Below are 22562 nucleotides of genomic sequence, written 5' to 3'. Positions count from 1 at the left end.
ATGACGAACGACGAGAAGCTGGTCGACTACCTGAAGCGCGTGGCGGCCGACCTCTATGAGACGAGGCAGCGCCTGCGCGAGGTCGAGGAGCGCGAGCACGAGCCCATCGCCATCGTCGGCGTCGCCTGCCGCTTCCCCGGAGGGGTGAGTTCGCCCGAGGACCTGTGGCGGCTCGTGGAATCCGGCACCGACGCGATCTCCGACTTCCCCGACGACCGTGGCTGGGACGTCGAGGACCTCTACGACCCCGACCCCGACGTCGTCGGCAAGACCTATCTGCGACAGGGCGGTTTCCTGCACGGCGCCGGTGACTTCGACGCCGACCTCTTCGGCATATCGCCGCGCGAGGCCCTCGCGATGGACCCGCAGCAGCGGCTGGTCCTGGAGTCCTCCTGGGAGGTGCTGGAACGCGCCGGCATCGACCCGACGTCGCTCAAGGGCACGAAGACCGGCGTGTTCGTCGGCGCCGCCGGCACCGGCTACCTCGGCACCATGCAGCGCGTGCCCGACGGGGTGGAGGGCTACACCGGCGTCGGCTCCTTCGTCAGCGTCATCTCCGGCCGGGTCTCCTACACGCTCGGGCTGGAAGGGCCGGCGATCACCGTCGACACGGCCTGCTCCTCTTCCCTGGTCGCCCTGCACATGGCCGTGCAGTCGCTGCGCTCGGGCGAGTGCTCGCTTGCCGTGGCCGGCGGCGTCGCCGTCATGCCCACCCCCTGGGTCTTCGTGGACTTCAGCCGCCAGCGCGGTCTGGCCCGCGACGGCCGCTGCAAGGCGTTCGCCGCCGCGGCGGACGGCACCGCCTGGTCGGAGGGCGTGGGCACCCTCCTGGTCGAACGTCTCTCCGACGCCCGGCGCAACGGCCACCGGGTCCTCGCCGTCGTCCGCGGTTCCGCACTGAACCAGGACGGCGCGAGCAACGGCCTCACCGCCCCCAACGGCCCCTCCCAGCAACGCGTCATCCGCGCCGCCCTCGCCAACGCGCAGCTGTCCGCCGACGAGGTGGACGCGGTCGAGGCGCACGGCACCGGCACCCCCCTCGGCGACCCCATCGAGGCCCAGGCCCTGGTCGCGACCTACGGCAGGAACCGCCCCGCCGACCGCCCGCTGTGGCTCGGGTCCGTGAAGTCCAACCTCGGGCACACCGCCCACGCGGCGGGTATGGCCGGCGTCATCAAGATGGTCATGGCGCTGCACAACGAAACGCTGCCGCGCACCCTGCACGTGGACGCGCCCTCACCGCACGTGGACTGGACCTCGAACACCGTCCGGCTGCTCACCGACCAGGTGGAGTGGGCACGCAACGGCCACCCCAGGCGCGTCGGCGTGTCCTCGTTCGGCATCAGCGGCACCAACGCCCACCTGATCATCGAGGAGGCGCCCCAGCCGGAGACCGAAGACCCGGGGCCCGGCGCACCGCAGCCGGGCGCGCACCAGGGCGAGTCCACCGTCGGCGCGGAGACCGGCACGGAGACCGGCACGGAGACCGGCGCAGAGACCGGCTCGGCGCCCGGCACACGGACCGGCGCCCCGACGGACGGCGAGTCGACGTCCCGGCCGCTGACCGCCCTGCCCGCGGTCCCGTGGGTCGTCACCGGCCGCACCGCGGACGCGCTGCGAGGCCAGGCCGCACGCCTGGCCGCCTTCGTGGAGGACACCCCGGCGGACCTCACCGATCTCGGCTTCTCCCTCGTCGCCTCCCGCGCCGCACTGGAACACCGCGCCGTGATCACGGCCGCGGACCGACAGGGCGCGCTGACCGCGCTGACCGCACTCGCCCAGGGCGTCCCCGCCGTGGACGCGGTGTCGGGTGCGGTGCTGTCCGGGGCGCCGCGGGTGGTGTTCGTGTTCCCGGGTCAGGGGTCGCAGTGGGTGGGGATGGGTGCGGGGTTGTGGGAGTCGTCGCCGGTGTTCCGGGAGCGGCTCCAGGAGTGTGACGCGGCGCTGTCTGTGCTGGTGGACTGGTCGGTGACTGATGTGGTGCGGGGTGTGCCGGATGCGGCTTCGCTGGACGATGTGGTGGTTGTTCAGGCGTCGTTGTGGGCGGTGATGGTGTCGCTGGCGGCGGTGTGGCGTTCGGTGGGTGTGGAGCCGGGTGCGGTGATCGGTCATTCGCAGGGGGAGATCGCTGCTGCTGTGGTGGCGGGTGGGTTGTCCGTCGAGGACGGTGCCCGGGTGGTCGTGTTGCGGGCGAGGGCGATCGCGCAGAGCCTGTCGGGCCACGGCGGGATGGTGTCCGTCGCTGCGGGTGCCGAGCGGGTACGGGAGTTGATCGCGGGCTGGGGTGAGCGGATCTCGATCGCCTCGGTCAACGGCCCATCGTCCACAGTTGTTTCGGGCGAGCCGGATGCTCTGGACGAGCTGATGGCCGCCTGCGAGGGCGAAGGGATACGGGCGCGTCGTATCGCGGTGGACTACGCCTCCCACTCCGCACAGGTGGAGTCCATCCGTGACCAGGTCACCGAAGCCCTCGAGGACATCGAACCCCGTGCCGCTGAAGTGCCCTTCTACTCCACCGTCTTGGGCTCGCTCATCGACACCAGCGGCCTGGACGCCACGTACTGGGTGACGAACCTGCGTCAGGAGGTTCGCTTCGACGCCACGGTCCGTGAGCTGCTGGCGGACGGCTTCGGTTACTTCGTGGAGTGCAGTCCCCACCCGGTCCTGACCGTCGGCATGCAGGAGACCTTCGAGGACCACGCCGACGCCCAGGCTGTGGCGCTCGGCACCCTGCGCCGCGAGGAAGGCGGTCCGGAGCGCTTCCTGACCTCCCTCGCCGAGGGATACGTCCGCGGCCTGGCCGTCGACTGGAACGCCGTCTTCGCCGGCACGGGCGCCCAGCGGGTGGACCTTCCGACGTACGCGTTCCAGCACCAGCGGTACTGGCTGGAGGCGGGCGGGTTCTCCGAGGCCGACGCCGGCGGGCTCGGGCTCGGCGCCGCCGACCATCCGCTGCTCGGCGCGACCGTGCAGGTGGCGGGCGGCGGCCAGCTGTTGCTGACCGGGCGGCTCTCCCTCCAGACCCACCCCTGGCTGGCCGACCACGCCGCCCTGGGCACCGTGCTCCTGCCGGGTGCCGCCTTCGCCGAGCTGGCGCTGCGCGCCGCCGACGAGGCCGGGTGCGGGCGGGTGGACGAGTTGACCCTCGAGGCGCCGCTCCTCCTGCCTGAGCGGGGAGGGGTACAGGTCCAGCTGTCTGTGGGCGCGCCCGACGAGGAGGGCCGCCGGGAGCTGACCGTCTACTCGCGGCCCGAGGACCCCGCCGTGACGGACGACACCTGGCAACGGCACGCCGTCGGAGTACTGGCCGGCGACTCCGGACCCGCCCCGGAGGCAGGGCTGGGGGAGTGGCCCCCCGTGGGCGGGGTGCGGGTCGAGGTCGAGAAGTTCTACGAGCAGATCGGGGACGCGGGGTACGGGTACGGGCCCGCGTTCCGTGGCGTGCGGTCGGTATGGCGCGTACGTGGTGAGGTGTTCGCCGAGGTCGAGTTGCCGGAGGAGCAGGCGAAGGACGCGGCGCGTTTCGGCATCCACCCGGCCCTCCTCGACGCCGCACTCCACCCGGCGGCGCTGCTCAGCGACGGAGACGCCGCCGGTGGCCAACTGCTTATGCCGTTCTCCTGGAGCGGCATAAGCCTGCACGCGGTGGGCGCGACGACGTTGCGGGTCCGGATCAGCCCGGTCGCCGAGGACACGGTCACGGTCGCGATCGGTGACGCCACCGGCGCCCCGGTCGCCTCCGTGCACACCCTCACCCTGCGGCCCGTGACCCCGGAGGCGCTGCGCCGCGCCACCGACCCGGCGCGCGACGCCCTGTTCCTCGTCGACTGGGTGCCGCTGCGCACCGAGCACGAGGCGCCCGCCGAGGCTCAGGGGTGGGCGGTCTTGGGTGCGGACGGTCTCTTCGAGGGAGTGGCCGGTCGGCACCACGCCGACCTCGCCGGACTCCTTGCCGAGCTCGACGACGCCGAACCCGGCACCGAGTCCGCCGCCGTGCCCGGCACCGTACTGCTCGTTCTCCAGGCATCGCCGCACGGTGTCGACGGCGAGCTGCCTGCCCTCGTCCACCGCGCTACGACCGAAGTCCTGGAGCACGTGCGGACCTGGCTGGACGACGAGCGGCTGACGTCCTCACGCCTCGTGTTGGTCACCCGCAACGCGGTCAGCGCCGGTGGCGACGAGGACGTGACGGACCTGGTGCACGCGCCGGTGTGGGGTCTGGTGCGGTCGGCGCAGTCGGAGAATCCGGGGCGGTTCGTGCTGGTGGACGTGGATGGTGGTCCGGCGTCGGCCGCGGTGTTGACGGCGGCGGTGGCGGGCGCGGTCGCTGCCGATGAGCCGCAGGTGGCGGTGCGTGAGGGCGCTGTGCTGGTGCCGCGCCTGACCCGCGCCGCACCCGTCGACGGCGGCGACGGTGGCGCGATCTGGGATGCGCGGGGGACGGTGCTGGTTACGGGTGGTACGGGGGTGCTGGGTGGGTTGGTGGCGCGGCATCTGGTGGGGGAGCGGGGGGTGCGGCATCTGTTGTTGACGGGTCGGCGGGGTGCGGATGCGCCTGGTGCTGCGGAGCTGGTGGGGGAGTTGCGGGCGTTGGGTGCGGTGTCGGTTGAGGTGGTGGCGTGTGATGTGGCGGATCGTGGGGCGTTGGCGGGGGTGTTGGGTGGTGTTCCGGCGGAGCGTGGGTTGACGGGTGTGGTGCATGCGGCCGGGGTGCTGGACGACGGTCTGGTGGGGTCGTTGGACGGGGAGCGGTTGGGGCGGGTGCTGCGGCCGAAGGTGGATGCGGCTGTGTATCTGCATGAGCTGACGCGGGAGTTGGACCTGTCGGCGTTCGTTCTCTTCTCCTCCGTCGCCGGCACCCTCGGGAACCCCGGGCAGGCCAACTACGCCGCCGCCAACACCTTCCTGGACGCCCTCGCCCGGCGCCGTCGAGCTGAAGGACTGCCGGCCCTGTCCATGATCTGGGGGTACTGGGCGCAGAACAGCGACCTGACCGGACACCTGGACCACGCCGACATCGCCCGCTACCTGCGCATGGGCGTTGCCCGCATGAACTCCGAGCAGGGCCTGGCCCTCTTCGACGCGGCCTGCGCCGGCGAACGCGGCCACGCCGCCCCGGTCCTCAGCCGCCTCGACCTGGCCGGGCTGCGCTCCCAGGCGAGCGCCGGAGAACTCCACCCCCTGCACCGCGGCCTCGTACGGGTCACTGCCCGGCGTACCGCCTCCGGCGCCGGAGACGACTCCGGAACGCTGCTGCGCAGGCTCGGTGGCCTGAGCGAGGAGGAGCAACTGCGGCTCCTGCTCGACCTGGTGCGCGACCGGGTCGCCACCGTCCTGGGCCATTCCGACGGCGAGAGGGTCGACGTCAACCGACCCTTCAAGGAGTTGGGTTTTGATTCGTTGACGGCGTTGGAGTTGCGGAATCGGTTGAACGCGGTGACGGGGTTGCGGCTTCCGGCGACGTTGGTGTTCGACTATCCGACGCCGTTGGTGTTGGCGGGGTTTGTGCGGGGTGAGGTGCTGGGTCTGGGGGCGGGTGTGTCTGCGGGTGTGGCGCGTTCGGTGGTCGGTGGTGTGGGGGTGGATGAGCCGGTGGCGATTGTGGGGATGGCGTGTCGTTTTCCGGGTGGGGTGGGGTCGCCGGAGGGGTTGTGGGATCTGGTGGCGTCGGGTGGGGATGCGGTGTCGTTGTTCCCGGGGGGTCGTGGGTGGGATGTGGAGAGGTTGTACGACCCGGATCCGGGTGTGGTGGGGAAGTCGTATGCGCGTGAGGGTGGGTTTTTGGAGGGGGCGGGGGAGTTCGATGCGGGGTTCTTCGGGATTTCTCCGCGTGAGGCGTTGGCGATGGATCCGCAGCAGCGGTTGTTGTTGGAGACGGCGTGGGAGGTGTTCGAGCGGGCGGGTATTGATCCGGGGTCGTTGAAGGGGAGTGCGACGGGGGTCTTCGCGGGCGTCATGCACCACGACTACGCCTCCCGGGTCGAACAGTTGCAGACCGAGACCGAGGGGTACGCCCTGATGGGCGCCTCCCCCAGCGCCGTGACCGGCCGTGTCGCCTACACGTTCGGCCTGGAGGGTCCGGCGGTGACGGTGGACACGGCGTGCTCGTCGTCGCTGGTGGCGCTGCATCTGGCCGTGCAGGCCCTGCGCTCCGGCGAGTGCTCCATGGCCCTCGCCGGCGGTGTGACCGTCATGTCGACGCCGACCCTCTTCGTCGAGTTCAGCCGTCAGCGCGGCATGGCTCCGGACGGGCGGTGCAAGGCGTTCGCGGCGGCGGCCGACGGCGCCGGGTGGTCCGAGGGCGTCGGCCTGCTGCTCGTGGAACGGCTCTCGGACGCCCGGCGCCATGGGCACCGGGTCCTGGCCGTGGTGCGTGGCAGCGCGATCAACCAGGACGGTGCGAGCAACGGCCTGACGGCACCCAACGGCCCGTCCCAGCAGCGCGTCATCCGCGCGGCGCTGGCCAACGCGCGGCTCACCCCGGCGGACGTCGACGTGGTCGAGGCCCACGGCACGGGCACCACGCTCGGTGACCCGATCGAGGCCCAGGCCCTGCTGGCGACCTACGGCCAGGACCGTCCTGCCGGCCGGCCGCTGCGACTGGGCTCGGTGAAGTCCAACATCGGCCACACGCAGGCCGCCGCGGGCGTAGCGGGCGTGATCAAGATGGTGGAGGCCATGCGTCACGGCGTCCTGCCCAGGACCCTGCACGTGAACGAACCCTCCCCGCACATCGACTGGTCCTCCGGTGCCGTGGAACTGCTGACGGACACAGTCGAGTGGACGACGGACGGGCAACGTCCGCGTCGCGCCGGGATCTCGGCGTTCGGCGCCAGCGGGACCAACGCCCACCTCATCCTGGAGCAGGAGCCCGAGGAGAACACCCCGCCTGCTACGGAGCCCGCTGTCTCCCCGGTGGACGCACTGGTCGTGCCCTGGGTGCTCTCCGGGAGGACCGAAGGTGGCCTGCGGGGTCAGGCGGCGCGGCTCGCCGCGTTCGCGGACGAGCGTACGGGCGTGTCGCTGCCGGACGTGGGTTGGTCGCTGGCGACGGGCCGGGCCGCGCTCGAGCACCGTGCGGTGGTTCTGGCCGGTGATCGGGAGGCTGCGGTTGGGGTGTTGCGGTCGGTGGCGGAGGGTGTGCCTTCGGCCGGGGTGGTGTCGGGTGTGGTGTCCGGGGAGCAGGGCCGGGTGGTGTTCGTGTTCCCGGGCCAGGGGTCCCAGTGGCTCGGGATGGGTGCGGGGTTGTGGGAGTCGTCGCCGGTGTTCCGGGAGCGGCTTCAGGAGTGTGATGCGGCCCTGTCTTCGCTGGTGGACTGGTCGGTGACTGATGTGGTGCGGGGTGTGCCGGATGCGGCTTCGCTGGACGATGTGGTGGTTGTTCAGGCGTCGTTGTGGGCGGTGATGGTGTCGCTGGCGGCGGTGTGGCGTTCGGTGGGTGTGGAGCCGGGTGCGGTGATCGGTCATTCGCAGGGGGAGATCGCTGCTGCTGTGGTGGCGGGTGGGTTGTCCGTCGAGGACGGTGCCCGGGTGGTCGTGTTGCGGGCGAGGGCGATCGCGCAGAGCCTGTCCGGTCATGGTGGCATGGTGTCGGTGGCCGCGGGTGCGGACCGGGTACGGGAGTTGATCGCGGGCTGGGGTGAGCGGATCTCGATCGCCTCGGTCAACGGACCTTCTTCGACGGTGGTTTCGGGTGAGCCGGTGGCTTTGGACGATTTGATGGCCGCCTGTGACGGCGAAGGCATACGGGCCCGTCGTATCGCGGTGGATTACGCCTCCCACTCCGCACAGGTGGAGTCGATCCGGGAGCAGGTCACCGAAGCCCTCGCGGACGTTGAACCCCGTACCGCGCACGTCCCGTTCTACTCGACGGTGACCGGTTCGGTGATCTACACGAGCGGCCTGGACGCCGGTTATTGGGTGACGAACCTGCGTCAGGAGGTGCGGTTCGACGCCACGGTCCGTGAGTTGCTGGCGGACGGCTTCGGTTACTTCGTGGAATGCAGCCCTCACCCGGTCCTGACCGTCGGCATGCAGGAGACCTTCGACGACGTCGCGGGCGCCCAGGCTGTGGCGCTCGGCACCCTGCGCCGCGAGGAAGGCGGCGCGGAGCGCTTCCTGACGTCCGCCGCCGAAGGCTACGTGCGCGGCCTGGCCGTCGACTGGCAGATCCTCTTCGCCGGCACCGGTGCCCAGTGGGCTGACCTCCCGACGTACGCGTTCCAACGGGAGTGGTTCTGGCTGCGTTCGACGGCCGGGAGCGGTGCTGCGGACATGACGGGGGCGGGCCTCGACGTGACGGGTCATCCGCTTCTGGGTGCGTTGGTGCGGGTGGCGGCTGAGGATCGGGTGGTGTTGGCGGGGCGGGTGTCGTCGGGTTCGCATCCGTGGTTGGTGGATCACGCGGTGTCGGGTGTGGTGGTGGTGCCGGGTGCGGCGTTGGTGGAGTTGGCGTTGCGGGCGGCGGACGAGGTGGGGTGCGCCGTGGTGGAGGAGTTGACGTTGGCGGCGCCGTTGGTGGTGCCGGAGCGTGGGGGGTTGCAGGTGCAGCTTTCGGTGGGTCCGCCCGACGGGACGGGACGCCGCGAACTCACCGTCCACTCCCAGCCGGAGCAGTCGGACCCCGGGGCGGCATGGACGTCCCACGCCATCGGTGTGCTCGCGGACGGGGACCGGGACGGCGGCCAGGGGCTGACCGCTTGGCCGCCGCCGGGGGCGGAGCCGGTGGACGTGGACGGGTTCTACGAGCGGGTGGCGGCCGCCGGTTACGAGTACGGGCCGTCCTTCCGGGGGCTGCGCGCCGCATGGCGGGCCGGTGACGAGATCTTCGCCGAGGTCGCGCTGCCCGACGAGGCGGAGGACGACGTGGACCGGTTCGGGATCCATCCGGCGCTGCTCGACGCCGCGCTGCACCCGGTCGTCCTGCTGAACGGCGGTTCCGCCGAGGACATCGCCGGGATCAGGCTGCCGTTCGCGTTCGGTGACGTGGCGTTGTTCGCGGTGGGTGCGCGGGTGGTGCGGGTGCGGGTGAGTCCGGTGGGCGAGGACGCGGTGTCGGTGGTCCTGGCCGATGCGGCGGGTTCGCCGGTGGCTTCGGTGGGTTCGCTGGTGCTGCGTGCGGTGGATCCGCGCCGACTGCGCACGGTCGACGACCCGACGAGGGACGCCCTGTTCCGGGTCGAGTGGCGGCCGCTCCCGGTCCGGGCGGACTTGACGACCTCCGTCGCGGTCGCGGAGATCGGCGCGGCGGGGGACCGCTTCACGGACGCGCCCGGCTACCCGGACCTGGGGGCGCTGGCCGCCGCGGTCGGCGCCGGCGGTGAGGTGCCCGGCGCGGTGGTGGTCCGCCTTGACGGAGGCCGTGCGGGCGGGGACCTCGCCGCCGGTGTGCGTGCCGTGACCGTGCAGGCGCTGGGGCTGGTGCAGGAGTGGCTGGCGTCGGACTTGTTCGCGGCGTCGCGTCTGGTCGTGGTGACGCGGGGAGCGGTGCCCGTCGGGGGCGACAGCGACGGCGAACGCGGTGAGGGTGCCGTGGATCTGGTGTCGGCTCCAGTGTGGGGGCTGGTCAGGGCCGCACAGAGCGAGAACCCGGGCCGTCTCCTGCTGCTGGACCTCGACGAGGTGGATGCCTCGGGTGACGTGCTGGTGCACGCCGTGGCCGCCGCGCTGGAACACGAGGAACCGCAAGTAGTTCTGCGTGATGGTGAGTTGTTCGTTCCGAGGATGGTGCGGGCGGGTGAGGCGGGTGGCCCGTTGCTGCCTCCGGCCGATGTCGAGGCGTGGCGGCTGGAGACCACGGGGCCGGGCACGCTGGAGAACCTGGAGCTTGTACCCGCGCCGGAGGCCCTGGCGCCGTTGGGCGAGGGGCAGGTGCGGGTGTCGGTCCGCGCGGCGGGCGTCAACTTCCGCGACGTGCTGACCGGTCTCGGCATGTACCCGGACCCCGACGCGTACTTGGGCACGGAGGGCGCGGGTGTGGTGACCGAGGTCGGTCCCGGAGTAGCCGGCGTCGCCGTCGGCGACCGGGTGATGGGCCTCCTGCCCGAGGCGTTCGGGCCGGTGTCCGTCGTGGACCGACGGCTGGTCGCTCCCGTTCCCGAGGGTTGGTCGTTCGAACAGGCCGCCGCCGTACCCGTCGCCTTTCTCACGGCCTGGTTCGGCCTGGCGGACCTGGGTGGGCTGTCGGCGGGTGAGTCGGTGCTGGTGCACGCGGCCACGGGTGGTGTGGGGATGGCCGCGGTGCAGCTGGCCCGGCACTGGGGTGCGGAAGTGTTCGCGACCGCCAGTGAAGGCAAGTGGGACACCCTGCGGGCGATGGGCTTCGACGCCGACCACATGGGCTCGTCGCGGGACCTGGGCTTCGAGGAGAAGTTCTTACGGGTGACCGGTGGGCGTGGTGTGGATGTGGTGCTGGACTCGCTGGCGAAGGAGTTCGTGGACGCGTCCCTGCGGCTGCTGCCGCGCGGCGGCCGGTTCCTGGAGATGGGCAAGACCGACATCCGCGACCCTCAGGCCATCGCCCAGGCACACCCGGGCGTCACCTACCACCCGTACGCCCTCACCGAGATCTCCTACGACCGCCTCGGCGAGATTCTGTCGGAGTTGGGGGTGTTGTTCGAGCGGGGTGTGCTGGAGTCGTTGCCGGTGCGGTCGTGGGATGTGCGCCGGGCGCCGGAGGCGTTGCGGTTCATGGCGCAGGCCCGGCATACCGGCAAGCTGGTGCTGACGGTGCCGCGGCCCTGGGACAGGTCGGGCACGGTGCTGGTCACGGGTGGCACGGGAACGCTGGGTGGGTTGCTGGCCCGGCATCTGGTGGCCGGGCGCGGGATACGGCATCTGCTGCTGGTGAGCCGGCGTGGCCCGGATGCCCCGGGCGCTGCCGAGCTGGTGCGGGACCTGCATGACCTGGGTGCGCAGAGCGTGGATGTGGTGGCGTGTGATGCGGCTGATCGGGAGGCGCTGGCGTCGGTGCTGGCGTCGGTCGGGGGTGAGCATGCGCTGACCGCTGTGGTGCATACCGCCGGTGCGCTGGACGACGCGCTGGTGGGGGACTTGTCTGCGGAGCGGCTGGAGACGGTCCTGCGGCCGAAGGTGGATGCCGCGCTCAACCTTCACGAGCTGACCCGGGAGGCGGATCTTGCGGCCTTCGTGCTGTATTCGTCGTTCGCGGGCGTCGTGGGCAATCCGGGTCAGGCGGGATACGCGGCGGCGAATGTGTTCCTGGATACGTTGGCGGGGGTGCGCCGGGCTCAGGGGCTGCCTGGGGTGTCGCTGGCGTGGGGGCACTGGGAGCAGGCCAGTGAGCTGACCGGGCGCCTGGCGGCGGCCGATCTGAGGCGTCTGGCGCGTTCGGGGATCGTGGCGATGCCCGAACCGTTGGGTCTGGGCCTGTTCGAGGCCGGCTGCCGGGCCGGTGAGAGTGTGCTGGTCACCGCTCGGCTCGATGTGGGGGTGTGGGCGTCGGCCGGGGGTGAGGTCACCCGGGCCCTGGCCCGCACGCTGGTGGCGCCCAGGGCGGCGGCGCGGCGGGTGCGTGCGGCGGCCGGGGACGGTGGGTCGGGTGGCTCGCATCTTCAGCGGCAGCTGTCGGCGATGGGGCCGGGTGAGCGGGTCGCGCATCTGGTGGATGTGGTGCGTGCTCATGTCGCCACGGTGCTGGGGCATGGTTCACCGGCGGCGGTGGATCCCGGTCGGGCGTTCAAGGAGCTGGGCTTCGACTCGCTGACCGCTGTCGAACTGCGCAACCGGCTTCAGGCCGCGACCGGCCTGCGACTGCCCGCCACCCTCGTCTTCGACCACCCCACCCCCGAAACCCTCGCCGGGTTCCTGCTGTCGGAGCTGGTCACCGACGACCTGACCGACGCCGACGCCGCCGGGCATGCCGGTGCCGCCCCCGCCGTGACCCCCCTGGACGACGACCCGGTCGTCATCGTGGCCATGGCCTGCCGCTTCCCCGGTGACGCGGACTCACCGGAGGGGCTGTGGGACCTGGTCGCGGACGGCCGCGACGCCGTCTCGGGCTTCCCCACCGACCGGGGCTGGGACCTGGACCGGCTGTACGATCCGGACCCGGACCGGTCGGGCCGGAGCTACGCGCGGGAGGGCGGCTTCCTGCGCAACGCCGCGGACTTCGACGCCGGACTGTTCGGCATCTCGCCGCGCGAGGCCCTGGGCATGGACCCGCAGCAGCGGATGATGCTCGAATCCTCCTGGGAGGTCTTCGAGCGGGCCGGCATCGACGCCGTGTCGCTGCGCGGCAGCCGCACCGGTGTCTTCGTCGGCGCGGTCACCACCGGCTACGGCCAGGACACCAGGCTCCAGCGGAACGTCGAGGGCTACTCCGTCACCGGCAACGTGCTCAGTGTCGTGTCCGGCCGCGTCTCCTACGTCTTCGGGCTGGAGGGCCCGGCCATGACCGTGGACACGGCGTGCTCCTCCTCCCTGGTGGCGCTGCACCTGGCGGCGCAGTCGCTGCGCTCGGGCGAGTGCTCGCTCGCTCTGGTCGGCGGTGTCACCGTGATGCCGAGCCCGTTCGGGTTCGTGGAGTTCAGCCGCCAGCGCGTGCTGTCCCCGGACGGCCGCTGCAAGGCGTTCGCGGCGTCGGCCGACGGCACCGGCTTCTCCGAGGGCGTCGCCACCCTGCTCGTGGAACGGCTGTCCGACGCGCGGCGGCACGGGCACCCCGTGCTCGCCGTCGTACGGGGCTCGGCGACCAACCAGGACGGTGCGAGCAACGGCCTCACCGCCCCCAACGGCCCCTCCCAGCAACGCGTCATCCGCGCCGCGCTCGCCAACGCACGGCTCACCCCGGCGGAGGTGGACGCCGTCGAGGCGCACGGCACCGGCACCGGGCTGGGCGACCCGATCGAGGCGCAGGCCCTGCTCTCCGTCTACGGCAAGGAGCGTCCGGCCGAACACCCGCTGTGGCTGGGGTCGGTGAAGTCCAACATCGGCCACACCCAGGCCGCCGCCGGAGCCGCCGGCCTCATCAAGATGGTGCAGGCCATGCGGCACGGCGTCCTGCCCAGGACGCTGCACGTGAACGAGCCCACGCCCGAGGTCGACTGGTCGGCGGGCGCTGTGCGGCTGCTGACCGAGCCGGTGCGCTGGCCGGACACCGGAGGCCGCCCGCGCCGCGTCGGCGTCTCGGCGTTCGGTATCAGCGGCACCAACGCCCACGTCATCCTGGAGGAGCCGCCCGCTGTTCCGGCCGACGACACCGCGCCGGACGAGCCCCGGAAGGCCCGCACCCCTGACGAGCCGCGGGACGCGCTCACCCCGGACGGGGCCGACGACACCGGCCTCACCTCCGAAGTGGTGCCGTGGCTCCTGTCCGGCAAGACCGACGCGGCCCTGCGCGCCCAGGCCGGAAGGCTGGCCGCCCACCTGGAGGAGAACGACGGGCCGTCGGCCCTCGACGTCGGCCACTCCCTGGCCGTGTCGCGGACCGTCCTCGAGCACCGGGCCGTCGTCCTGACCGGGCATGGTGAGAGCGCCGGCCCTGCGCTGTCTGCGCTTGGCGGGGGGTTGCCTGGGGTGGGGGTGGTGTCGGGTGTGGCGGATGTGCGGGGTCGGGTGGTGTTCGTGTTTCCGGGTCAGGGTTCGCAGTGGGAGGGGATGGCGGTGCGGTTGTTGGGTGAGGCGCCGGTGTTCGCTGCTCGTTTGGCGGAGTGTGATGCGGTGTTGGGTGAGTTTGTGTCGTGGTCGGTGGTGGATGTGTTGCGGGGGGTGGTGGGGGCGCCGTCGTTGGGGCGGATCGAGGTGTTGCAGCCGGTGTTGTTTGCGGTGAATGTGTCGTTGGCTGCGTTGTGGGAGTCGGTGGGTGTGGTGCCGTCGGCGGTGGTGGGTCACAGTCAGGGTGAGATTGCGGCGGCGTTGGTGGCGGGGGCGTTGTCGTTGCGGGATGCGGCGCGGTTGGTGGTGTTGCGTAGTGCGTTGTTCGCGGAGCATCTGGTGGGGCGTGGGGCGGTGGCGTCGGTTGCTTTGTCGGTGGGTGAGGTGGAGGGGCGTCTTGGGCGGTGGGGTGGGGGGTTGGTGGTTGCTGGGCGTAATGGTCCGGGTGCGGTGACGGTGGCGGGGGAGGTTGCGGCGTTGGAGGAGTTCGTGGCGTCGTGCAAGGGGGAGGGTGTGCGGGCGCGGGTGGTGGGTTCGACGGTGGCGTCGCATTGTGGGCAGGTGGATCCGTTGCGTGGGCGGATTTTGGGGTTGTTCGCGGATGTGAGGCCGGTGCGGGGGAGGGTGCCGTTTTATTCGACGGTTTCGGGTGGGGTGTGTGAGACGACGGAGTTGACTGCGGGGTATTGGTTCGAGAATGCGCGTCGGCCGGTGGATTTCGAGGGTGCGGTGCGGGCGTTGCTGGCGGACGGGTACCGGTTCTTCGTGGAGTGCAGTGCTCATCCGGTTTTGGTGATGGGTATCGACGCCACCAGCGAGGACGCCGGGACCGACGCGGTCGCCGTGGGCTCACTGCGGCGTGACGAGGGTGGCGCCGCCCGCTTCCTCACCTCGGTGGCCGAGGGCCATGTGCGCGGCCTGCCCGGCGTCGACTGGCGGGCCGTCTTCGCCGGGACCGGCGCCGCACGGGTGGACCTGCCCACCTACCCCTTCCAGCGCACGCGCTACTGGCTGGACGACCTCGCCGCGTCCGTGACCGATGAGGACGGGAGCGCGGCCGACCCGGCCGAGGCGGAGTTCTGGGACGCGGTGGAACGCGGTGACCTCGACGGCGTCGCCGCGGAACTGGAGGTCGGCACCGATCCGCTCGGGGCGGTCCTGCCCGCCCTGTCCGCCTGGCGCAGGCGCCGCCGCGAACGCTCCCAGGTCGACCGCTGGCGCTACCGCACCGTCTGGCGGCCCCTCGAGGCCGGGAGCGCGACGCGCTCCTCCAACGACGGTGCCCTCGCCACCACCCCCGTCCTCACAGGGCGCTGGCTGCTGCTCATCCCGGCGGACCTCGCCACGGACCCGTGGGCCGACGCCGCCGAGAGGACCCTGACGGGCCACGGCGCGGAGGTGGAACGCGTGACCATCGACACCGCTGACACCGTGAACGCCGCGGACGCTTCGGACGGCGGGCGCGACCGGTTCGCCGGACTGCTGCGCGACGGCACCGCCGGCGTCCTGTCCCTCCTCGCCCTGGACGACGCCCCGCACCCCGGCCACCCCGCCGTTCCCGCGAGCCTCGCCGCCCATCTGGCGCTCGCTCAGGCCATGGCCGGCTCCGGGACCACGGCACGGCTGTGGGCCGCCACCCGAGGCGGTGTGCTCACCGGCCGCAGCGACCCCCGGACGAGCCCGGGCCAGGCCCAGACCTGGGGCCTCGGGCGGGTCGTCGCCCTGGAGGAACCCGCGCTGTGGGGCGGCCTCGTCGACCTGCCCGACACCGCCGACGACGCGGCCGCCGCCCGGCTGGCCGCGGTCCTCGGCGGCCTCCCCGCCCCCGACGGACACGGGCAGGAGGACCAGCTCGCCATCCGCCCGGACGGCGTCCACGCGGCCCGCCTCGTCCGTGCCCCGCTCGGCGACGAGCCGGCGCGACGCGCCTGGCAGCCCGGCGGCACCGTGCTGATCACCGGCGGCACCGGAGGGATCGGCTCCAAGGTCGCGCGCTGGTTCGCGGGCAACGGAGCGCGGCACCTGCTGCTCACCGGCCGCCGCGGGCCCGGCGCACCCGGCGCCGCGGAACTCCGCGCGGAACTGGAGCAACTGGGCGCCCAGGTGACCATCACCGCCTGCGACATGGCCGACCGGGACGCGGTCGCCGCCCTGGTGGCGGCCGTACCGCAGGAGCACCCGCTCACCGCGGTCGTCCACGCGGCCGGCGTGCCGCAGGGCTACACCCCGTTCACCGACACCACGGCCGGTGACCTCGCGGAGGTCACCGCGGGCAAGGTCGCGGGCGCCGCCCACCTGGACGACGTGCTCGCGGACACGCCCCTGGACGCCTTCGTGCTGTTCTCGTCCAACGCGGCCGTATGGGGCAGCGGCGGCCAGGCCGCCTACGCGGCGGGCAACGCGTACCTCGACGCGCTCGCCGCGCGGCGCCGCGCCCTCGGCAGGACCGCCACCTCCCTCGCCTGGGGCGCCTGGGGCGGGGGCGGCATGATGGCCGCCGAGGGGGCCGCCGAATACATGGGCCGCCGCGGCGTGCTGGAGATGGCGCCCGAGCCGGCCACGGCCGCCATGGTGCAGGCCGTGGAACACGACGAGACCACCGTCGCGGTGGCGGACGTCGAGTGGGAGCGTTTCGTCCTCGGCTTCACCGCCCGCCGCCCCAGCCCGCTGCTCGCCGAGATCCCCGAGGTCCGGGCAGCCCTGCGCGAGGACGCGGACGAGCAGGACGCCGGGCAGGACACCGCCCGGGCCGCGCTCACCGCCCGCCTGGCCGGCATGACGGGGCACGAACAGCTCAGGACGCTCATGGAGCTGGTCCGCGAGGAGGCCGCGGCCGTCCTGCGGCACGACGGCACCGACGGCATCCAGGGCGGTCGGGCGTTCAAGGAGCTGGGCTTCGACTCGCTGACCGCCGTAGAACTGCGCAACCGCCTCAAGGCCGCCACCGGCCTGCGGTTGTCCGCGGCCGTCGTCTTCGACCACCCGACCCCGGCCGCGCTCGCCGCCCACCTGCGCGGCCTGCTGGTCGCGGACGGCGCCCAGAAGGAAACCGGCGCCGCGATGGACGGGCTCAAGGCCCTCGAGGACTCCGCCGCCGCACTCGCCGGCGACCGCGACGCGGACGGCAAGGCCAGGATCGTCGAACGCCTCGAGGCGCTGCTGTGGAAGCTCCGCGACAACGGCGCGGAGGCCGGGTCGGGTCCGGGCGACGACGCGGACCCCGCACCGGACACCGACGACCTCGCGGCGGCCACGGCCGAGGACATGTTCGACCTGCTCGACCGCGAACTCGGCACCGCCTGACCCGCCGCCCGGACACGGCACGGACTCGACGCGCGACTGGGGGACCAGAGGCAATGGCAGAGAACGAAGAGAAACTGCTCGAGTATCTGAAGCGGGTGACGGGCGACCTCCGCCAGACGCAGCGCCGCCTGCGCGAGGCCGAGGCGGCGCACAGCGAACCTGTCGCCATCGTCGGGATGGCCTGCCGCTACCCGGGCGGGGTCGACTCCCCGGAGGACCTGTGGGAGCTCGTCGCCCGCGGCGGCGACGCCGTCACCGGTTTCCCCACCGACCGGGGGTGGGACGTCGAGGGCCAGTACGACCCCGACCCCGCCCGCAGCGGGAAGAACTACGTCCGCGCCGGCGGCTTCCTGCACGGCGTCACCGACTTCGACGCCGGGTTCTTCGGCATCTCCCCCCGGGAGGCCCTGGCCATGGACCCCCAGCAGCGGCTGCTGCTGGAAGGCGCGTGGGAGCTGTTCGAACGCTCCGGCATCGACCCCACATCGCTCAAGGGCAGCCCCACCGGCACCTTCATCGGCTTCAGCTCGGCGGACTACGGCTGGGAGCTGCCCAGGATCCCCGAGTCCGTCGAGGGCTACTACGCCACCGGCAACTTCGCCAGCGTCATGTCCGGGCGGATCGCCTACACCTTCGGCCTCGAAGGACTCGCGGTCACCGTGGACGCGGCCTGCTCCTCCTCTCTGGTCGCCTTGCACCTGGCCGCCCAGGCGCTGCGCTCGGGCGAGTGCTCCCTGGCCGTCGCCGGTGGCGTCACCGTGATGTCCACCGCGGTCGGGTACGCCGAGTTCAGCCGGCAGCGCGCACTGTCCCCCGACGGAAGGTGCCGCGCGTTCTCCGCCTCCGCCGACGGCTTCGGCCCGGCCGAAGGGCTGGGCCTGCTGCTCGTGGAGCGGCTCCGCGACGCCCGTCGCAACGGTCACCAGGTCCTCGCCGTGGTCCGGGGCTCGGCCGTCAACCAGGACGGCGCCAGCAACGGCCTCACCGCACCCAACGGCCCCGCCCAGGAGCGCGTGATCCGCGCCGCCCTGCGCAACGCCCGCGTGTCCCCCGACGAGGTGGACGCGGTCGAGGCGCACGGCACCGGCACCCCGCTCGGCGACCCCATCGAAGCCCACGCCCTCCTGTCCACCTACGGCGAACGCCGCCCCAAGGAGCGCCCGTTGTGGCTGGGCTCCGTCAAGTCCAACATCGGCCACACCTCGGCCGCGGCCGGGGTCGCGGGCGTCATCAAGATGGTGCAGGCCATGCGGCACGGCGTCCTGCCCAAGACGCTGCACGCCGACGAGCCCACACCCCACGTCGACTGGTCCCCCGGCACCGTGCGCCTGCTCAGCGAACCCCGGCCGTGGCCCGACACCGGTGACCGCCCGCGCCGGGCCGGCGTGTCCGCGTTCGGCATCAGCGGCACCAACACCCACGTCGTCCTCGAACAGGCCCCGGCCGCGAACCCCACCGCCACCGAGCCCGCGCCCGCCCCACGCCCACTGTCCGGGCTCACCGCGGCGACCGTGCCGTGGCCGCTCTCGGCACGCTCCGCACCCGCACTGCGCGACCAGGCGGAACTCCTGAGCGCCCACCTGAGCGAGAACCCCGGAACCCCCCTCGACGGCGTCGGCCGCACCCTGGCCACCGCCCGTGCCGCGCTGGAACACCGCGCCGTACTCCTGGCAGCCGACCGCGACGAGGCCCTCGCCGCCCTGGCCGCCGTGTCCGGCGGGCACCCGGACGCACGTGTGGTGCACGGCGTCACTCTGACGGACGGGACCGAACAGGAACTGGCCGGCCGGGTGGTGTTCGTGTTCCCGGGTCAGGGCTCGCAGTGGCTCGGGATGGGTGCGGGGTTGTGGGAGTCGTCGCCGGTGTTCCGGGAGCGGCTTCAGGAGTGTGACGCGGCGCTGTCTGTGCTGGTGGACTGGTCGGTGACCGATGTGGTGCGGGGTGTGCCGGATGCGGCTTCGCTGGACGATGTGGTGGTTGTTCAGGCGTCGTTGTGGGCGGTGATGGTGTCGCTGGCGGCGGTGTGGCGTTCGGTGGGTGTGGAGCCGGGTGCGGTGATCGGGCATTCGCAGGGCGAGATCGCTGCTGCTGTGGTGGCGGGTGGGTTGTCCGTCGAGGACGGTGCCCGGGTGGTCGTGCTGCGGGCGAGGGCGATCGCGCGGAGCCTGTCGGGCCACGGCGGGATGGTGTCGGTGGCCACGGGTGCGGACCGGGTAAGGGAGTTGATCGCGGGCTGGGGTGAACGTATCTCGATCGCCTCGGTCAACGGCCCCTCGTCGACGGTGGTTTCGGGTGAGCCGGTGGCTTTGGACGAGCTGATGGCTGCCTGCGAGAGCGAAGGGATACGGGCGCGTCGTATCGCGGTGGATTACGCCTCGCACTCGCCGCAGGTGGAGTCGATCCGGGAGCAGGTCACCGACGCCCTCGCGGACGTTGAACCCCGTACCGCGCACGTCCCGTTCTACTCGACGGTGACCGGTTCGGTGATCGACACGAGCGGCCTGGATGCCGGTTATTGGGTGACCAATCTGCGTCAGGAGGTGCGGTTCGACGTCACGGTCCGTGAGTTGCTGGCGGACGGCTTCGGTTACTTCGTGGAATGCAGCCCTCACCCGGTCCTGACCGTCGGCATGCAGGAGACCTTCGACGACGTCGCGGACGTCCAGGCCGTGGCGCTCGGCACCCTCCGCCGCGACGAAGGCGGTCCGGAGCGCTTCTTGACCTCCCTCGCCGAGGGCTACGTGCGCGGCCTGTCCGTCGACTGGAACGCCGTCTTCGCCGGGACAGGTGACGACGAGCCGCTGCTCGACCTGCCGACCTACGCGTTCCAGCGCAGGCGTTACTGGCTCGACGGGGGTGCCGCGTCCGTCACCGACCCGGCCGGTCTCGGGCTCGGTGACAGCGGTCATCCGCTGCTGGGAGCAACGGTCGGGGTGGCGGACGACGAGCGGCTGCTGCTCACCGGGCTGCTCTCCCGCCGGGCCCAGCCCTGGCTGGCCGACCACGCCGTCCATGGCAGGGCGCTGGTCGGCGGCGCCACCGTCGCCGAACTGGCGCTCGCCGCTGCGGTGCAGGCCGGTGCCGACCGCGTGGAGACGCTGGTCGTGGAGGCGGGGCTGCCGCTGCCCGAGGGAGGCGGCGTGCAGGTCCAGTTGTCCGTCGGCGCACCGGACGGCGAGGGGCGGCGCGACCTGGCGCTCTACGCGCGCCCCGGCGACGCGTTGCCCGACACCCCGTGGACCCGGCACGCCCGGGGCACCGTGGCGGCGTCCCCGTCCACGGCCCCTGCCGGGGAGCCGGCCGGTGTGTGGCCGCCCGAGGACGCCGTGCCCGTGGGGACCGGTGAGGTGTACGAGCGGCTGGCTTCCGCCGGGTACGGGTACGGTCCCGCGTTCCAGGGGCTGCGGGCCCTGTGGCGACGGGGCGGGGACCTCTTCGCCGAGGTCGCGCTGACGGAGGAACAGGCGCGGGGCGCGGGCGCGTTCGGTCTGCACCCGGCCCTGCTGGACGCCGCCCTGCACCCCGTGCTGCTCGATCACCTGGACGGCGCCGACCCGGCGGTGCTGCTGCCGGCCGAGTGGCACGGCCTCGCCCTGCACGCGGTGGGCGCCACCTTGCTGCGGGTCCGGATCCGGCCCGCCGGACCCGGCGCCGTGTCGCTGTTCCTCGCCGACGCGGCCGGTGCCCCGGTGGCCTCGGTCGCCGAGGTGCGACTGCGCGGGCACAGCCCCGAGGAGCTGGCCGGTGCCCCGGGGGCGCTCCGGGACGCGCTGTTCCGACTCGAGTGGGCCCCGTTCGACCGGCCGCTCTCCGCGGCCGCCCCCGTCGGCGGGTGGACCGTGGTCGGCCCGGACGAGCTCGGGATCGGCTCGGACGCGGAGCGGGACGCCGAACCGGGTCTCGCCCTCGCCTCGTTCGCGGCGTTTCCGGCGGCCGACCCCGCTGCCGCGCTCGCCCCACGGGTGCACGAGGCGGCCGCGGAGGCCCTCGGCCTGGTGCAGAAATGGCTCGTCGACCAGCGCTCCGAATCCGTCCCTCTGGTGCTGGTGACCAGCGAGGCGGTGGCCGCCGCACCCGGCGACCGGATCACCGACCTCGTCCACGCCCCACTGTGGGGCCTGGTCCGGTCCGCGCAGGCCGAGTACCCGCCCGGCAGGTTCCTCCTGGTGGACGTGGACGACCACGAGGGGTCCCGCACGGCGCTCGCGGCAGCGGCAGCCGCCGCGCTGGAGGCGGGCGAGCCGCAACTGGCCGTGCGGAACGGCACCGTGCTGGTGCCACGCCTGGTGCGCGCGGGGACGGTGGAGGGCGCCGCGGCGCCGTTCCCCGAATCCGGCACCGTGCTGATCACCGGCGGCACCGGAACCTCCGGCGCCCTCGTCGCCCGGCACCTCGTGGCCGCCCACGGGGCGCGGCACCTGCTGCTGGTGTCCCGCCGAGGCCCGGACGCCCCCGGTGCCGGGGCCCTCGCGGAGGAGCTGCGCGGGCTGGGTGCCGACACCGTGGACGTCGTGGCCTGCGACGCGGCCGACCGGGACGCCCTGGCGGACGTCGTCGACTCCGTGCCGGGGAACCGTCCGCTGACCGCAGTGGTGCACGCGGCCGGGGTGCTGGACGACGCCCTCACCGCGTCCCTGACCGCCCCGCAGATGGGACGGGTGCTGCGGCCGAAGGCCGACGCCGCGCTCGTCCTGCACGAACTGACCCGCGACCGCGAACTGTCGGCGTTCGTCCTGTTCTCGTCGGCCGCCGGCACGCTCGGCAACGCCGGACAGGCCAACCTCGCCGCCGCCAACGCCTTCCTCGACGCCCTCGCCGCACGCCGGCGCGCCCTCGGCCTGCCGGCCGTCTCCCTGGCCTGGGGCCCCTGGGCCCTGGGGGAGGACGACGGCAGGGCGGCGGGCGGGGGAGTGCGGCCCTTCTCCCCGGAGGAAGGGCTGGGGCTGCTGGACGCGGCCCTGGCGGACGGCGCCGCCCTCACCGTGCCGGTACGGCTCGACCTCCCGGCGCTCGAGGCCGCCGCGGCCTCGGGGACGCTCCCCGCACCGCTGCGCCGCCTGGTGCGCGTCCCCGCCCGTCGCGCGGCGGCCGCGGGACCGGGCACGGCGGCGGGCACCGGTCTCGCCCGCGGGCTGGCCGTGGTGCCCGAGGCCGAGCGGCGCAGGATCCTGCTCGACCTGGTGCGCACCGAGGTCGCGGCGGTCCTGCGGCACGCGACCGTGGACGACGTGGAGGCCGACCGGGCGTTCAAGGAGCTGGGCTTCGACTCCCTGACCGCCGTGGAGCTGCGCAACCGGCTCGGCGCCGCGACCGGCCTGCGGCTGCCGCCCACGCTGGTCTTCACCTACCCGACCCCCGCGGCCCTGGTGCGTTTCCTGCTCGACGAGATCGCACCGGGGACCGGGGAGGATTCCGCAACCCCCGTCCTCGCCGACCTGGAGCGGCTCGACGCGAGCTTGTCCGGCCTCGCCGCGGACGCCGTCACCCGCGACAGGATCACGCGGCGCCTGGAAGCGCTGCTGTGGAAGTGGAGCGGTGAACCGGACGGCGAGGAGGGCGTCCTCGACCGGGGAGACCTCGACGCCGCTTCGGACGACGAGATGTTCGCGCTCATCGACCAGGAGCTCGGCGGAGCCGGCTGAGGT

At 73.1% G+C, this 22562-nt stretch carries 2 protein-coding genes; both read left to right on the top strand.

What is annotated here, in order from left to right; genetic code table 11:
- Entirely contained in the window at nt 1–16917 is a 16917-nt protein-coding gene (locus Saso_RS38685; protein ID WP_230426632.1) for a type I polyketide synthase, read from the top strand.
- A 53-nt stretch (nt 16918–16970) separates the two neighbouring features.
- The gene (locus tag Saso_RS38045) at nt 16971–22559 is read left to right on the top strand and encodes a type I polyketide synthase (RefSeq protein WP_189928432.1); all 5589 of its coding nucleotides are present in this window, start codon (nt 16971–16973) and stop codon (nt 22557–22559) included.
- Nucleotides 22560–22562 lie beyond the last annotated feature (3 nt).

Origin of the sequence: Streptomyces asoensis (genome assembly GCF_016860545.1) — a bacterium.
Classification (GTDB): domain Bacteria; phylum Actinomycetota; class Actinomycetes; order Streptomycetales; family Streptomycetaceae; genus Streptomyces; species Streptomyces asoensis.
The sequence above is the reverse complement of the archived record's forward strand: the minus strand, read 5'-3'. Positions and strand labels throughout refer to the sequence as shown.

Bases quoted from the DNA above. Each gene is read 5' to 3' on its own strand.
- Saso_RS38685 (WP_230426632.1), top strand. From the start codon at position 1: ATGACGAACGACGAGAAGCTGGTCGACTACCTGAAGCGCGTGGCGGCC.
- Saso_RS38045 (WP_189928432.1), top strand. From the start codon at position 16,971: ATGGCAGAGAACGAAGAGAAACTGCTCGAGTATCTGAAGCGGGTGACG.